Below are 14,862 nucleotides of genomic sequence, written 5' to 3'. Positions count from 1 at the left end.
GCCGCGCATATGCCGTGTATCACATTGAGACATCCAGGGACCCTTTCTGAGACATCGGCCTGCGAGCGGCGGCCTGTGTAATCGGCGCACCATCCACCGCCGATTCGCAGGGAGCGCCATGAAAGCCGTGCAGGTCATCGAGTACGACGAGCCGCCAGTGCTCGTGGATGTGCCGGACCCGCAGATCACCGGTCCGCTGGATGTGATCGTGAAGGTGGGTGGTGCGGGGGTCTGCCGCACCGATCTCCATGTTCTCGAGGGTCAGTGGGCCGCCAAGAGCGGGGTTGTCCTGCCGTACACCCTCGGCCACGAGAACGCCGGCTGGGTGCAGGAGGTGGGGCAGGCCGTCACCAACGTCGAGGTCGGCGACCCGGTCATCCTGCATCCGCTCGTGACTTGTGGTCTGTGCCGGGCGTGCCGGGCCGGCGACGACGTGCACTGTATGAGTTCGGCCTTCCCGGGGATCGACACGAACGGTGGCTATGCCGAGTACCTGAAGACGACCGCCCGCTCGGTCGTGGCACTCGATCCGTCCCTCGAGCCGGCCTCGGTGGCCGCGCTGGCCGATGCCGGGCTCACGGCGTACCACGCCGTCGCCAAGGCGGCCCGGACTCTGCGGCCGGGTGACCGGGCCGTGGTGATCGGTGCCGGAGGTCTCGGGCACATCGGTGTTCAGGTGCTCCGGGCTCTGTCTCCGGTCGAGATCATCGTGATCGACCGGAGCGCGGATGCCCTCGCCCTCGCCAAGGAGCTGGGTGCCGACCACACACTGGTCGCCGACGGCAGCGAGACCGAGCGCGTACGGGAGCTCACCCGAGGGCACGGGGCGGAGGCGGTGCTCGACTTCGTCGGCGAGGGGGGTGCTGTCCACACGGGCGTGGCCTGCCTGCGCCGTAACGGCAACTACTACGTGATCGGTTACGGCGGCCGGCTCGACGTTCCGACGATCGATGTCATCTCCACCGAGATCAACTTCATCGGCAACCTCGTGGGGTCCTACAACGACCTGTCCGAGCTGATGGTGCTGGCGGCTCAGGGCAAGGTCGGCCTGCACACCCAGCGGTACCCCCTGGCGTCCTTCCAGGACGCCCTCGACGACCTGTCCGCCGGCGCCGTACGCGGCAGAGCGATCTTGATTCCCTGACCGTCGAAGGAGCACTCCCATGCGTAACAGTTCGTACAAGGGCGTGGTCGCCGCCGCGATCGCCGTGGCCCTCTCCGCCACCGCCTGCACCGGCCAGGGCCCAGTGGAGAACAAGCCCGACAAGCCCGCGATGTTCAAGCCGGGTTCGGAGATCAGCTACCAGGCCTACAGCAAGGCGTACCCGGCGACGAAGGTCAAGGACGTCCCGGGACCGTGCAGCTACGAGTCCATCAGCCGCAAGGACTACTCGGGACAGACGCTGAAGATCATCAGCCATGCCGTCCCCGTCATCGGCGAGCCGACCCAGTTGCACGCCCGGCAGTTCGAAGAGATCACCGGGGCAAAGGTGCAGGTGGTCAACGTCCCCTTCGGGGAGCTGCACCAGAAGATCCTCACGCCCCTGCAAGCCGGCCAGCCGGCGTACGACGTCATGTTCTACCCGTCCTTGTGGATCGGTGACATGGCCCCCTACCTGGCCCCGGTGCCGAAGAAGTACCTGGACACTCCCGGCATGAAGGACGTCACCAAGGCCTACATGGACGTGGCGACCTGGGACGGGAAGGTTGTGCAGTACCCCGTGGACGGTGACCGGCACTATCTCAAGGTCCGGACGGATGTCCTCGAGGACCCGAAGCAGCAGGCGGCGTACAAGGCGGCCACGGGCAGGGACCTCCGGACTCCCCGGACGTGGGCCGAATACCAGGAGGTCGCCGCGTTCTTCAGCGGCAAGGATGTCGACGGTGACGGCAAGCCGAACTTCGGCAGTGCCGAGGTGACCAAGCGTGACGACCTGACATTCTCGGCGTTCATCAGCCGTGCGGCGCCGTACGTCAGGCACCCGGATGTCAAGGGTGGCCTCTTCTTCGACGTCGACACGATGAAGCCGCTGATCAACACGCCCGGCTTCGTACGCGCCCTTGAGGACATGGTGAAGGCCAAGTCGACCTGGGCACCGGGTGGCGCCAACTTCGGTCTGGGGGACGAAATCCTGTCCTTCGGAGGTGGCCAGAGCGTCATGTCCTATTCGTGGGACGACGCCTTCATTCAGGGCCAGCAGCCGGATGGCAGGATCCGGAACAAGATCAAGGCGGCGGAGTTGCCGGGCTCCGAGGAGGTCTACAACCGCACCACGAAGAAGTGGGACAAGAAGCCCAACCAGGCTCCCTACTTCACCTGGGGATGGACCTCGGCCGTGGCCAAGGGCGCGCGCAACCAGAACATGGCCTTCGACTATCTGTGCTTCTTCAGCAACGAGGCGAACACCGCTCTCGACCTGACCATCGGTCGTTTCGGTGTCAACCCGTACCGAAACGCGCACTTCAGCGCGGAATTCTGGGAGCAGCAGGGCTGGGACAAGGACGTCGCGGAGTCGTACGTCGAGACGCTCTCCGGCATGGAGTCGAGCATCAACCGCGTCTTCGATCTGCGCGTACCGGGTGTCAACGGGTACATGTCCGCCCTGGCCGACGGCGTCGCCGCGGCTCTCGCGGGCCAGAAGTCTGCGCAGCGCGCGCTGGACGACGTGGCCAAGGAGTGGGACACCATCACCGGCCAGATCGGCAAGGACAAGGTGCAGAGCGCCTATCGACACGTCGTCGCACTCGAGGACAACTGACCTGATCGCGGAACGCTCCGGGTGGCCGGCCGAGCCGGTCGGCCACCCGGGGCCGTCCGCCCACTTCCACAAGGACAACCATGGAAGCTCTGCGCCGGCACAAGAGCATGTTCCTCCTCCCAGGACTGCTCACGCTCGCACTCATCATCGTCTTTCCGCTTCTGTTCACCATTCGTGTCAGCTTTTCCGGCTGGAACGTGAGCAACCCTCAGATGGACTTCGTCGGAGGTGCCAACTACGCCACGATGCTGCAGGACAGCCGGTTCTGGGCCTCGATCATGCGCCTGGTCCTGCTGGCGGGCGGCACAGTCCTGATCCAGTACGTGATCGGGTTCGGGATGGCCCTGCTCGTCTGGCGTGAGACACGCGGCCGTCGCCTGTGGCGGGTGCTTTTCCTCGTCCCCATGATGACCACTCCCGTGGTGATGGCCGCCATCTGGCAGATGATCTTCCACGAGTCGCTGGGGCCGGTGAACGATCTGCTCGGGATGCTCGGCCTGACCGAGGTGCCCTGGCTCACCGAGTCCGGTCCGGCGCTGATCGCGCTGATGACCGTCGAGGTATGGCAGTGGACCCCGTTCATGTTCCTGCTGCTGCTGGCCGGCCTGTTGAGCCTCCCCAAGGAACCGTTCATGGCCGCAGCCATCGACGGGGCCGACGCTTGGCGCACCTTCCGGAAGGTGACCTTTCCGCTCATGGCGCCGGTGTCGGTCGCGGCAGTCATCATCCGGCTGATCGAGGCGTCCAAGCTCTCCGACAGCGTCTACGTGCTGACCTCCGGGGGGCCGGGCTCCGCCACGGAGACGCCGGGCTACTACCTCTACATCCAGGGGCTGAGGGATCAGCAGACCGGGTACAGCGGGGCGATGTCCCTGACCTATCTGGTCCTGATGATCGTCACGCTCACGGTTGTCGCCGCCCTGCTCGCCAGGGCCTTCAAGCTGAAGGGGGACTGATGAGGTCACGCCTTTATCCCATATTCAAGTACACCGTGATCACCCTCTGGGCCTGCTTCGTCGCGGGGCCGTTCCTGTGGGCCATGACGACCAGTTTCAAGGACGTCAACGGCGTCCAGGGGGGCGCCACTTACCTGCCATGGCTGCAATACGAACCCACCGTCACCGGGTGGCGCAACATCTTCGGCGGAGCCGGAGGTGTCGATGTGATGCAGCCCTTCGTCAACAGCGCCATCGTCACCATCGCCGCCTCGGCCATCAGCCTCGTCCTCGGGTCCCTGGCCGCCTACGCGTTGTCCCGGTACCGCTTCAAGTTCGGCTTCGTCAAGAACAGCGACATCATCTTCTTCTTCGTATCGCAGCGGATCATGCCGCCGGTCGTCCTGGTGATTCCGTTCTTCTACCTGCTCCAGTGGACGGGCCTGCTGGACACCATCCTGGGCCTGGTCATCGTGACGGTCGCGCTGCTGCTGCCAATCGCCGTCTGGGTGATGGTCGACTTCTTCAACGGCGTTCCGCGTGAGATCGACGAGATGGCCATGCTCGACGGCTGCGGCCCGTTCCAGACCTTCGTGCGTGCGATCCTGCCGAATTCCCTGCCCGGGCTGACCGTGGCCGCGATGTTCTGTGTCGTGTTCGGCTGGAACGACTTCTTCTTCGCCTTCCGGCTGACCTTCACCGAGGTCCAGACCCTTCCCCAGGCGGTCGTCGCCCTCAACTCGTCCATCCCGCCCTGGTGGACGCTGTCCGCCGCCGCTCTCTTCGGCGTGACGCCGCTGGTTCTTCTCGCGCTCCGGGTCGAGCGCTATCTGTCCAAAGGCAACCTCTCGGGAGCGGTCCGATGAAGCTGAGCACCACTGATCTGAGCGCCACCGATCTGTGCCTGACCGTCGACGGCGTCGATCACCTCAAGGAAGTGACCGCGGTCTTCCTGCCGGGACGGCTCCATACCGTCATCGGCCGGACGATGGCGGGAAAGACCACGCTGCTGCGGGCACTGGCCGGTCTCCAGGCGGTCGACTCCGGCTCCCTGACCAGGGGGGGAGCCGACTTCCTGAAGACGCCGGTCTGGCGACGCGACACCGCCATGGTCTACCAGCAGTTCATCAACTACCCACATCTCAACGTGTTCGACAACGTCGCCTTCCCGCTCAAGCGGGCGGGACTGTCACGACAGGAGATCCAGCGTCGTGTCAGGGAGAGCCTGGCGCGTGTCGGCCTTGCCGACTTCGAGCGGCGCAAGCCGTCCCAGCTCTCCGGCGGCCAGCAGCAGCGAGTCGCGCTGGCGCGGGCGCTCGCCCGCGCCACGGGCATCCTCCTGCTCGACGAGCCGCTGGCCAATCTGGACTACAAGTTGCGTGAACAGTTGCGAGACGAGTTCAAGACCCTCTTCTCGGACCAGGGCGACACCATTGTGATCTACACGACCACCGAGCCCGCCGAGGCGATGATGCTCGGTGACGTGGTGCTGGTCATGCACGAGGGGCGGATCCTCCAGATCGGTCCTCCGCAGGAGGTCTTCGAGCGCCCGGCGACGACCACGGTGGCGTCCATCATCAACGATCCGCCCATGAACGTCTTCACGGGCCGCATCGAGAGCGGTCAGGTCACGGTGGCCGGCTTCCAGGCCACGCACGTGTCCGCGCACCTCGCGGATCTGCCCGACGGCGCCTACCAGTTCGGCCTGCGCGCGACGGACGTCGGCCTGGCGTCCGTCGGCGTCGAGGGCGAGGTCACCTTCATCGAGATCTCCGGGTCGGAGACGTTCGTCCATGCGGCCGTCGGCGAGACCCCGTTCGTCATACAGATCGAGGGCATCCATGACGTCGCTCTGGGTGATCTCGTGAAACTGCGACTGCGCCCCGAGCGTTTGTTCGCCTTCGACGAGCAGGGAACGCTCGTACGGACACCTTCATACGATCTCGCTTCAGTGGAAGGGCGTTGATATGGCGCAGTTGGACATCGTCGACGTCGGGCACAGCTACACGCACGGGGTCGAAGAGGAACAGTGGGCTCTCAAGCCGATCGGGCTGACCTTCGAGGCCGGCAAGACCTACGCACTGGTCGGGCCGTCGGGCTGCGGCAAGACCACGCTGCTGAACATCCTGTCCGGGCTGGTCAGGCCGTCACAGGGCCAGGTCCTCTTCGACGGTGCGGACGTCACTGCGCTGCCCACGAAGGCGCGCAACATCGCCCAGGTGTTCCAGTTCCCCGTTATCTACCAGTCGATGACGGTGTACGAGAACCTCGCCTTCCCCCTGCAGTGCCGCCGGTGGGACAAGGCGAGGATCGATGCCAAGGTCCATCAGGTCGCCGAGGCGCTGGACCTGGACGACCGGCTCGGACAACCTGCCCGGCAGCTCACCGCCGACGACAAGCAGCTGATCTCGCTCGGTCGTGGTCTTGTCCGTGATGACGTGGCCGCCGTGCTGATGGACGAGCCACTGACCGTCATCGATCCACAGCTGAAGCACTCGCTGCGGCGCAAGATCCGTGAGATCACGGAGCAGTTCCGGCCCACGGTCATCTACGTCAGCCACGACCAGTACGAAGCGATGAGCATTGCCCAGGAAGTACTGGTCATGAAGGACGGCCGAGCCGTGCAGCAGGGCACACCGGAGCAGCTTTTCGAGGCCCCCTCGTCCACGTACGTCGGCTACTTCATCGGATCACCTCCAATGAACTTCCTGACCGTTGATCGGGCGCACGGGAGCGTCACCCTGGGTGGTAGGTCGCTGGCAATGGCGTGGGACTTTCCGGAGAGCACCACCGAGAGTCAGGTGGGAATCCGGCCCGAGTACGTCAAAGTCGTCACGGAGCCCGGACCCAATACGTTTCCCGCCAGGCTTCGGGGCGTCCGGGACCACGGGCCGCAGCTCGTGCTGGAGATGGACGTGGCCGGCCAGCTCATCCGGGCGAAGGCGCCGCGGGAGGAAGGCATTCCGGCGGTGGAGGAGCCTCTGGTGCATCTGCCTCGTGCCAAGGCCCTCCCGTATGCGGACGGTCGCCTGGTCCTCCAGTCGTAGATCCTGCTGTTGTCACCGCCTGCCGGTTCCGGATTCCGTCACGGTGGCGGGTTGGCCAGTGCGGAGCGATTCGTAGGCGGCGAGGGCGGTGCGCAGCGTGCGCAGTCCGGTGTGTCCGTCGGGGTGGGAGCGTTGTCCGGTGCGGGCGGCGGTGAGGAAGGTGTCGAGCATGGCCGCGTCGAGGTCGATGGCGGCGGGTTCCCAGCGCGTGATGGCGTCGGTGGTGTCGTAGCCCGTCAGGAGGGGTGGGAAGGCGTCGAATTCGGCCAGGGCGCGTTGGCCGACGCAGGTGAGGGTGAGGCCGCCCCAGGCTGGGTGGGTGGCGGGGTGGCTCCAGCTGCAGTCGATGGTGGCGGTGAGCCCGTTGGCGTAGGTGAGGGTGAGGAGTCCGGCGGACTCCACTTCCGGTTCACGGGCGCCGTCAGGTGTGAGGAGGGTGTTGGCGACGGCATGGACGTGCATGGGTTGTTCGCCGTCGAGGAGGACGTCGAGGAGGTCTGCGATGTGCAGGGTGTGGTCCATGACGGCGCCGCCTCCGGCGAGGGTCGGGTCGGCGAACCAGGGTCGGACCAAGGCGGGCGGGCGGGAGTTGTTGACGCCGTGGACGCTGAGGAGGGGCCCGAGGGTGCCGTCGGTGAGGGTGTGCCGCAGCGCTGCGAAAGCCGGGTGGAAGCGGACCGGGTAGGCGGTCATGAGGCTCACGCCGGCCTGCTCGCAGGCGTCGATCATGGCGCGTGCGTCGTCCTCGGTGGTGGCCAGGGGCTTCTCGCACAGGATGTGAGCACCTGCGGCGGCCGCCTGCTCGACAAGGTCCCGGTGGCGGGTGTTCTCGCTGGTGACGATCACGGCGCGGGGACCCTCGGCGAGGGCCTCCTCGTAATCGGCCCGGTAGGTGACACCGAGTTCGTCGGCCAGGGCCTTGCCACGCGTGGGATCGCCCGGTTCGGCGTCGGGGTCGGTCACGACGAGCTCGATGTCACTCCGGTCGCGCAGGAGCTGGATGTACGTCGCTGCGTGGACGTGGGCGAAGGAGAGAAGGGCGACTTTCATCAGGAGTTTCCTTCCGTGAGCGTGTGCGGGGCCGTGTCGTCGACGGCGACGGCCAGCCCGGTGGCCGCGGACCGGCGGGCGGCTGCCGCGATCCGGACGGCTGCCACACCGTCCAGGGCGTTCACGCGCGGGGCCGGGCCGCCTTGGAAGGCGGCTGCGAACTCGCGGATCTGGGCGGCGAAGGGGTCTTCGCCGAAGTCGCCGGTGGGTACTGCGCCGGCTTCGGCGCCGCCTGCGCCGCTCAGGCGCAGCGACGGGTGGGCGAGGGAGTCGTGGGTGAGGGTGCCGTTGGAGCCGGCCACGTGGAAGGTGTAGCGGAACGGGGTGGCAGGCGGACCCCATACGCCCAGGACCTGGGAGATCACGCCGGATTCGTGGGTGAGGGTGGCGCTGCCGGTGGCCACGGGCGCCTCGGAGGCGGAGGCGGAGGCGGAGGCGGAGGGGTGAGTGGTGAGGTGGCCGCGCTGGGTGGCATGGATGCCGACCACCTCCCCGAAGAGCCACCTGGCGATGTCCATGTCGTGGAGCATCTGGTCGGTCACGATGCCTCCGGAGAGGGCGGGGTCGGCGAACCAGGAACTCCACGTCGGATAGCGGCCGGTGCGGGTGAAGCGGGCCACGGCCACGCGCCCGAGCGCGCCGGAGGTGACGGCGTCGCGGAGGCGGACGTATGCGGGGAAGAACCGCACGACGTGGCCGGGGTAGAGCAGGCGTCCGGCTCTGTGTGCGGCCTCGGCCATTTCCTGGGCGTCCTGCGGCGTCAGGGCGAGGGGTTTCTCGCACAGGACGTCCGCTCCCGCATCGAAGGCGGCCAGGGCGATGTCGCGGTGGGTGGCGGTGGGGGTGCAGATGTCGACGACCGCCGCCCAGTCCAGCGCCTCCTCGAGGGAGCCGGCCTCGGTGAGGCCGAACTCCTCGGCGAGCAGCGCGGCTTGGTCGTCGGTGGAGAAGATGCGGATCCGTGCGCCGAGGGCGATCCAGGCAGGCACATGGGTGCGCGCGATGAATCCGGCACCGATCACGGCCACGTCGAGTCTCTTCATGCTTCCTTCTCCTCGTCGTCGATTCCCGCGGCCGGGAGGTGCGCTCTGAGGGCGCCGCTGATACTGCGCACGCTTGCGGAGGTGAGATCGGGGACTGTCCAGCGCGCTCCGGCGCCGGTGAGGTCGGCAGCGGCGGCGGTGGTGGTGACGCCGACGATGTCCCGGACACCGGCAGCGACCAGAGCACGGACTCCCGAGGGTGAGTCCTCGAAGGCCAGGCAGTGCTCGGGCCGCGCTCGCAGTGCGGTGCAGGCCTTGAGGTAGCCCTCGGGGGAGGGCTTCCCGGACGTGGTGTCCTCAGCGGTGACGACCACGTCCACCAAGTGCCGTACGCCGAGGACCTTGTCGAGGAGGTGCTGGGCCCACAGCGCTCCGGCGCTGGTGATGACGGAGACGGGGTACTTCACGCGCAGCCGCCGGATGAGTGCCGCAGCACCGGGAACGACCTCGATGCTGCCGGCGTGTTCCAGCGTGAAGGCCGTCATGGTGGACAGCACGGCTTGTGCGTCGGTGCCCGTCCAGGGCCCGGGAACGCCGGCGATGATGTCACTGGGCCTTCGCCCCATGTACTGCTGCTGGTAGTCGGCGTCAGTCACCTCGACGCCCCATGTGTCGAAGAAGGCCCGCCAGGCGAGGCGGTGGACCTCTTCGCTGAGGACCAGGGTGCCGTCCAGGTCCAGCAGGACCGCCTCGCACGGCGGGCGCGAACCGGACCGCTGGTTGCCGGGCCTCCTCGGCGCGTGCGAGCCGGCGGTCGTCACGGCGCCGCCCAGCCGAACAGCAGGGCCCCGGCCGACACAGGGCCGGTGACGGACGGCGGCCGCGCCGATCCGGGCCGGCTGTCGAGGACCACGACCGGGCAGACCGCGGACATGCCGCGCGACCGGACCGCAGACGGGTCGAACGTGATCACAGTCCGGCCGACCTCGACCTGTTCCCCTGCGGCCACCTGCGCGTTGAACCCTTCCCCCTTCAGCCGCACGGTGTCGATGCCCAGGTGCACCAGAACGGCCGCCCCGCTGTCGGTACGGATGACGAACGCATGCGGGTGCAGGGTGGCGACCGTGCCGGCGACGGGTGCCACGACGTCGACGGGGCCGGCGCTGGGGGGAGGCTCCACTGCCACTCCCGAGCCCACCATCTGAGCTGCGAAGACCGGATCGGGGACTTTGCCGAGCGCCGTGAGGGTCCCGGACAGCGGGGCGTAGACGGCAAGACTCACAACAGCTCCTTGATGTCCTCGGCAAGGGAGTCCGCCTCGGGACCGACGACCACCTGCACGATGCCGGTCGACACCAGCACCCCGTGGGCGCCGGCCCTCTTGAGGGCGCCCACGTCCACGGCGTCGGGGTCGTTCACCTCGGTGCGCAGCCTGGTGATGCAGGCCTCGATGTCGGCAATGTTGTCGGGCCCTCCGAGCCCTTCGACGATGAGCCGGGCTTTGGACATGGGGTGCCCCCCTCGCGTTGTGACGGATGGATTGCGGTGCCGCCGAAGTGGCGACCATGCCGTGGGTAAATTGGTAATGACCAGTTACGACCAGAAGGCTAACCCGGAGGTGTCGACGAGGCAAGCAGCGATGATCATGCGCATGTCAATTGTGTGTGACGTGACGGTCCGTCCGTGTCTGTCGCTGTACATGCGCGGTTTGCCGCGGGGGCGAACCGGCTCTCGCTCCGACCCGCCACTCTCGGGGCATCCCGAACCGGTGTCGAAGGGCAACGGTCGCAGGGCTCGGAGGCCGGCGGCCCTCTTGCGGGGCTGCGAAGAAGAAGGCTCAGTGGTCGGTGAGGGTCATGTGCAACTGGTAGCGGTCGGCGCGGAACCATGAGTACGCGTGCTCGACGGGGCGGTCGGCGCTGTAGGCGATCCGGTCGAAGGTCATGACGGGAGTGCCCTTGCGCGTTCCCAGGAGCGCGGCGGTCTCGGCGGAGGCCGGCCCTGCCCCGACCGTCTGCTCCGCGCGGTCGACGGGATATCCGAACCGCGAGCCGAGAGTGTCGTAGATGGAGGCGGTGAAGTCCACGCTGTCCAGCTCCGGCAGAAGGTCGGCGCTGTACCAGGCGTCCTCGACGCAGATGGGGGTCCCGTTGGCCAGTCGCAGGCGACGGACGTGCCACGCCTCCTGCTCCTCGGTCATCTGAAGGGCCGCAGCGGTGGCCGCGGCGGGGGGCTCCTTCTCGACGGAGAGCACCACGGTGCCCGGCTCGAGGCCGAGCCGGCGCATGTCCTCGTGGAACGAGGCGAGCCCGAGTTCCGAGCGGTGTGTCCGCTCGGCCACAAACGTTCCGCGCCCGTGCACCCGGACGGCGAGGCCTTCGGCCACGAGCTGGCTGAGGGCTTCACGCACCGTCACCCGGCTGACCCCGTGGTCGAGGCACAGCTGCCGCTCGCTCGGCAGCGCGTCGCCGGGGGAGAGCTGGTTGGTGCACATGTCGACCAGAATCGCGCGCAGCTGCGCGTGCTTGGGCACCATGCCCTTGGCGGCGATCTGTTGTGCGGCCACTGTGACTCCACTCCCGGTCTCCTGGAGACGACGTCTCCCAGCTGGTTACTACCAGTATGCATCACGCCTGTCCCTCGCGTCCGCGCGCCGTGAGGGCTGCGAGGTCAGGGTGCCTGGACCCAATCACCCGCTGACACGCGCCGCAGACCCGGCTCTTCGGTCTCGAGGCATTGACATGCCGTGAAGCCGGGGCCATTCTGAGGACTACTGGTCATAACCAGTAGTACCAAGTCGTGTCTCGGTTGAGCTGCCGCTCCCGGCGTGTTCCTTCTCCCCCTCGAGGTTTGTCATGAGCACCAGTACGTCCACCTCCGTCGGCCGCCGTCCGGGCCTGGCGGGCCTGCAGAAACTCGGCCGCAGCTTGATGCTGCCGATCGCCACGCTTCCGGCCGCGGGTCTGCTGCTCCGGCTGGGTCAGGACGATGTCCTGGGCCGGTTCTCCGCTCTCAAGGACACCGCCCACGTCATCTCCGCCGCCGGGGGAGCGCTGTTCACGCATCTGCCGCTGATCTTCGCAGTCGGCATCGCGATCGGGTTCGCGAAGAAGGCGGACGGTTCCACGGCGCTGGCCGCAGTGGTCGGGTATCTCGTCCTGGACGGTGTCTTCACGGCGATGTCGCCGGTGGTCCTGGCGGGGAAGAAGGACCTGGTGGGCGAGCAGGCCCTCGTTGAGTTCGGGGTCCTGGGCGGCATCGTCGTCGGTCTGCTCGCCGCCATGCTCTGGCAGCGCTTCCACCGCACCGCGCTCCCGCCCTACCTGGGCTTCTTCAGCGGCCGCAGACTCGTGCCCATCCTGACGGCGGTCACCGCACTCGTCGTGGGCGTCCTGATGAGTCTGGTCTACCCGCTGTTCAACACCGGCCTCACCGCGGTCGGGGAGGCCGTCGACGAGAACAGCATCGTCGGCGGCGGCATCTACGGAACCGCCAACAAACTGCTCATCCCGCTCGGCCTGCACCACATCCTCAATTCCGTCGTGTGGTTCATCCTCGGCGACTACAACGGCGCCCACGGTGACCTGAACCGGTTCTTCGCAGGCGACCCGGAGGCGGGCATCTTCATGACCGGCTTCTTCCCGATCATGATGTTCGCCCTCCCGGCCGCAGCCCTGGCCATCTGGCGCGAAGCCCGCCCCGAACACCGCAAGGCCGTCGGCGGGATCATGCTCTCCGCCGGACTCACCAGCTTCCTCACCGGCATCACCGAGCCGATCGAGTTCTCCTTCCTCTTCGTCGCCTGGCCCCTGTACCTCGTGCACGCCGTGCTGACCGGAACCTCTCTCGCCCTGGTCAACGCACTCGACGTCCACCACGGGTTCACCTTCTCCTCCGGACTCATCGACTACGTCCTCAACTGGGGCAAGGCCACCAGCCCGCTGCTGCTGATTCCCATAGGCCTGGGTTACGCCGCCCTCTACTACGTCCTGTTCCGCTTCGTCATCCGCCGCTGGAACCTGCGCACCCCCGGCCGCGAGGAGGACAACCCGGAGGCCGATCAGGAACGCCGCCCCCAGCCCGCGGCCTGACACAGCCACACGCTCCTCACCGTCCCTTCGAAAGGAAACCGTCCATGGCGCAGCGCGTCGTCTCCATCGGCTCTCGCAGCGGCCTGCACGCAAGGCCCGCTGCCACCTTCGTCCAGGCAGCCTCCCAGGCATCCCTGCCGGTCACGATCGCCGTCGACGGCAAGCCCCCGGTGGCCGCCGACAGCATGCTGGGCGTCATGACGCTCGGCGCCGGCTACGGCGACCAGGTCACCCTGACCGCAGACGGCGAACAGGCCGCGGCCGTCCTGGAGGAACTGGCGGCCCTGCTGAGCAAGGAACTCGACGCGTGAGCCCCACCTCGATCACGATGACCGGCTACGGCGTCAGCCCGGGTCTGGCGTGTGCACCCCTGGCACGCATGACGCCGCCGGCCGTCACCGATCCCGACGAAGCACCGGGCGCGAACCCGGCCCACGAAGTCCAGCGCGTACGACAGGCCCTGGCCGAAGTGGCCGCGCGGCTCTCCACCATCGCGGCAGGCGGAACGGCGGGCGCCATCCTGGAGGCCGGCGCCGCGATGGCCGGCGACCCCGCCCTCGTCCAGGCCGCCGCCCACCACATCGACCGGGGCGTACCCACCGCTCACAGCCTGGCCCTCGCTGCCGACTCCTACGGCGCCCAACTGGAGAAAGCCGGCGGCTGCATGGCCGAACGCGCTGCCGACCTGCGCGACATCCGCAACCGCGCGGTCGCACTCCTTCTGGATGTGCCGATGCCCGGCATACCCCGGCCCGGACACCCGTTCATCCTCGCCGCCGAGGACCTCTCCCCGGCCGACACCGCGCAACTCGCCGGCGGTGACGTGGTGGGACTGCTCACCGAAAAGGGCGGGCCGACCGGCCACACCGCCATCCTCGCCCGCACCCTGGGTTTGCCCGCCGTGGTCGGATGCTCCCAGGCCGTCGCCCTGCCGGACGGCACGCCCGTCCTCCTCGACGGCCGTGCCGGCACCGTCGAGGCACACCCCTCACCACAACGCCGGCAGCAAGCCCTCGACGCCGCCCGTACCCGTACGCACCCCCGCACCAAGGGGCCGGGCCGCACCGCCGACCGGCACCCCGTGGCGCTCCTCGCCAACATCGGCACCCCCGCGGACGCCTCCCACGCCGCGCAGGCCGACAACGAAGGCGTGGGACTGTTCCGTACCGAGTTCCTCTTCATGGACCGCCGGGAACCGCCCACGCTCAAGGAGCAGACACAGACCTACTCCCAGGTTTTCGCCTCCTTCGAGGGGCGTGCGGTGACGGTGCGCACCCTGGACGCCGGCTCCGACAAACCCCTGCCCTTCCTGCAGCTGCCCCGCGAGGACAACCCCGCTCTCGGGATCCGGGGCCTGCGCACGGCCGCCCTCCGGCCGGGCATCCTCGAAACCCAGCTCGAGGCCCTGGTCACGGCACAGTGCCGTACCGGCGCGCAGATGAGGGTCATGGCACCGATGGTCGCCACCGCCGAGGAAGCCGCCCGCTTCGCCGGCCTCGCCCGAAGCCACGGCGTACAGAGCGTCGGAATCATGATCGAAGTACCTTCCGCGGCTCTGAGCGCCGACCGTCTGCTCCAGCACGTCGACTTCGCCAGCATCGGCACCAACGACCTGGCCCAGTACACCGTGGCCGCCGACCGGACCTCCCCTGCCCTCGGCCATCTCCTGGATCCCTGGCAGCCTGCCCTGCTCACCCTGGTCGCCATGGTGTGCCGCGCTGCCGAGGCTCTCGGGCGGCCCGTCGGCGTCTGCGGTGAGGCGGCCGCCGATCCGCTGCTGGCCCCCGTCCTGGCCGGCCTCGGAGTGAGCAGCCTGTCCATGGCCGCCCCGGCCGTCGCCGACGTCCGTGACGCGCTCGCCCAGCTCACGCTGCCGCAGTGCCGCCACCTCGCGGCCGCCGTGATCGACGCCCCGGAACAGGCCGCGGCACGTGCCGTCGCCCAGGAGATGGGCGAAGCGTTCCGTGCGGCAGTCCCCGACGGTGAGGGGCCCTGAC

At 68.1% G+C, this 14,862-nt stretch carries 15 protein-coding genes; 9 read left to right on the top strand and 6 right to left on the bottom strand.

Going from position 1 to position 14,862, the window contains the following annotated elements; translation table 11 throughout:
* The first annotated feature begins 118 nt into the window (after positions 1–118).
* From AB0K02_RS23075 to AB0K02_RS23050, 6 genes are all read left to right on the top strand, one after another.
* Positions 119–1,144 carry an NAD(P)-dependent alcohol dehydrogenase gene (locus AB0K02_RS23075; RefSeq protein ID WP_365994385.1) on the top strand — a complete coding sequence of 342 codons (1,026 nt, stop codon included), beginning with the start codon at positions 119–121 and terminating at the stop codon, positions 1,142–1,144.
* A 19-nt stretch (positions 1,145–1,163) separates the two neighbouring features.
* On the top strand, positions 1,164–2,759 hold the full coding sequence (locus AB0K02_RS23070; RefSeq protein WP_365994384.1) for an extracellular solute-binding protein: 1,596 nt from the start codon (positions 1,164–1,166) through the stop codon (positions 2,757–2,759).
* Positions 2,760–2,839: 80 nt separating this feature from the next.
* Positions 2,840–3,715, top strand: a complete 876-nt coding sequence (locus tag AB0K02_RS23065) for a sugar ABC transporter permease (RefSeq protein ID WP_365994383.1) — start codon at positions 2,840–2,842, stop codon at positions 3,713–3,715.
* Positions 3,715–4,560 (top strand): carbohydrate ABC transporter permease, encoded by an 846-nt coding sequence (locus tag AB0K02_RS23060; protein ID WP_365994382.1) that lies wholly within the window; start codon positions 3,715–3,717, stop codon positions 4,558–4,560. The genes AB0K02_RS23065 and AB0K02_RS23060 overlap by 1 nt, the downstream gene beginning before the upstream one ends.
* Entirely contained in the window at positions 4,557–5,660 is a 1,104-nt protein-coding gene (locus AB0K02_RS23055) for an ABC transporter ATP-binding protein (protein WP_365994381.1), read from the top strand. Before AB0K02_RS23060 ends, AB0K02_RS23055 begins: the two co-directional genes overlap by 4 nt.
* A 1-nt stretch (position 5,661) precedes the next feature.
* Complete coding sequence (locus AB0K02_RS23050; protein WP_365994380.1) at positions 5,662–6,741, top strand: ABC transporter ATP-binding protein; 1,080 nt, start codon at positions 5,662–5,664, stop codon at positions 6,739–6,741.
* Positions 6,742–6,753: 12 nt separating this feature from the next.
* On the opposite strand, the gene AB0K02_RS23045 is transcribed toward AB0K02_RS23050, so the two are convergent.
* The 6 genes from AB0K02_RS23045 to AB0K02_RS23020 form a co-directional block, all read right to left on the bottom strand.
* Positions 6,754–7,791, bottom strand: coding sequence for a Gfo/Idh/MocA family oxidoreductase (locus tag AB0K02_RS23045; protein WP_365994379.1), 1,038 nt, complete (start codon positions 7,789–7,791; stop codon positions 6,754–6,756).
* Positions 7,791–8,834, bottom strand: a complete 1,044-nt coding sequence (locus tag AB0K02_RS23040) for a Gfo/Idh/MocA family oxidoreductase (protein WP_365994378.1) — start codon at positions 8,832–8,834, stop codon at positions 7,791–7,793. Before AB0K02_RS23040 ends, AB0K02_RS23045 begins: the two co-directional genes overlap by 1 nt.
* A complete protein-coding gene (locus AB0K02_RS23035) occupies positions 8,831–9,595 on the bottom strand; it encodes an HAD family phosphatase (protein ID WP_365994377.1) in 765 nt (254 codons plus the stop codon). The genes AB0K02_RS23040 and AB0K02_RS23035 overlap by 4 nt, the downstream gene beginning before the upstream one ends.
* Positions 9,592–10,056 carry a PTS glucose transporter subunit IIA gene (locus tag AB0K02_RS23030; RefSeq protein WP_365994376.1) on the bottom strand — a complete coding sequence of 155 codons (465 nt, stop codon included), beginning with the start codon at positions 10,054–10,056 and terminating at the stop codon, positions 9,592–9,594. The genes AB0K02_RS23035 and AB0K02_RS23030 overlap by 4 nt, the downstream gene beginning before the upstream one ends.
* Positions 10,053–10,361 (bottom strand): PTS glucose/sucrose transporter subunit IIB, encoded by a 309-nt coding sequence (locus tag AB0K02_RS23025; RefSeq protein WP_365994440.1) that lies wholly within the window; start codon positions 10,359–10,361, stop codon positions 10,053–10,055. Before AB0K02_RS23025 ends, AB0K02_RS23030 begins: the two co-directional genes overlap by 4 nt.
* A gap of 250 nt (positions 10,362–10,611) precedes the next feature.
* Positions 10,612–11,340, bottom strand: coding sequence for a GntR family transcriptional regulator (locus AB0K02_RS23020; RefSeq protein ID WP_365994375.1), 729 nt, complete (start codon positions 11,338–11,340; stop codon positions 10,612–10,614).
* 289 nt (positions 11,341–11,629) lie between these two features.
* Between AB0K02_RS23020 and AB0K02_RS23015 the strand changes: the two genes are divergently transcribed.
* Genes AB0K02_RS23015 through ptsP form a run of 3 tightly spaced genes read left to right on the top strand, consistent with a single transcriptional unit; the run spans position 11,630 to position 14,861 of the window.
* Complete coding sequence (locus tag AB0K02_RS23015; RefSeq protein WP_365994374.1) at positions 11,630–12,865, top strand: PTS transporter subunit EIIC; 1,236 nt, start codon at positions 11,630–11,632, stop codon at positions 12,863–12,865.
* Between the two features lie 44 nt (positions 12,866–12,909).
* Positions 12,910–13,176 carry an HPr family phosphocarrier protein gene (locus AB0K02_RS23010; RefSeq protein ID WP_365994373.1) on the top strand — a complete coding sequence of 89 codons (267 nt, stop codon included), beginning with the start codon at positions 12,910–12,912 and terminating at the stop codon, positions 13,174–13,176.
* Positions 13,173–14,861, top strand: coding sequence for a phosphoenolpyruvate--protein phosphotransferase (gene ptsP / locus AB0K02_RS23005; RefSeq protein ID WP_365994372.1), 1,689 nt, complete (start codon positions 13,173–13,175; stop codon positions 14,859–14,861). The genes AB0K02_RS23010 and ptsP overlap by 4 nt, the downstream gene beginning before the upstream one ends.
* Position 14,862 lies beyond the last annotated feature (1 nt).

The sequence above is a fragment of the Streptomyces sp. NPDC049597 genome (assembly GCF_040675505.1).
Lineage (GTDB): Bacteria > Actinomycetota > Actinomycetes > Streptomycetales > Streptomycetaceae > Streptomyces.
The sequence above is the reverse complement of the archived record's forward strand: the minus strand, read 5'-3'. Positions and strand labels throughout refer to the sequence as shown.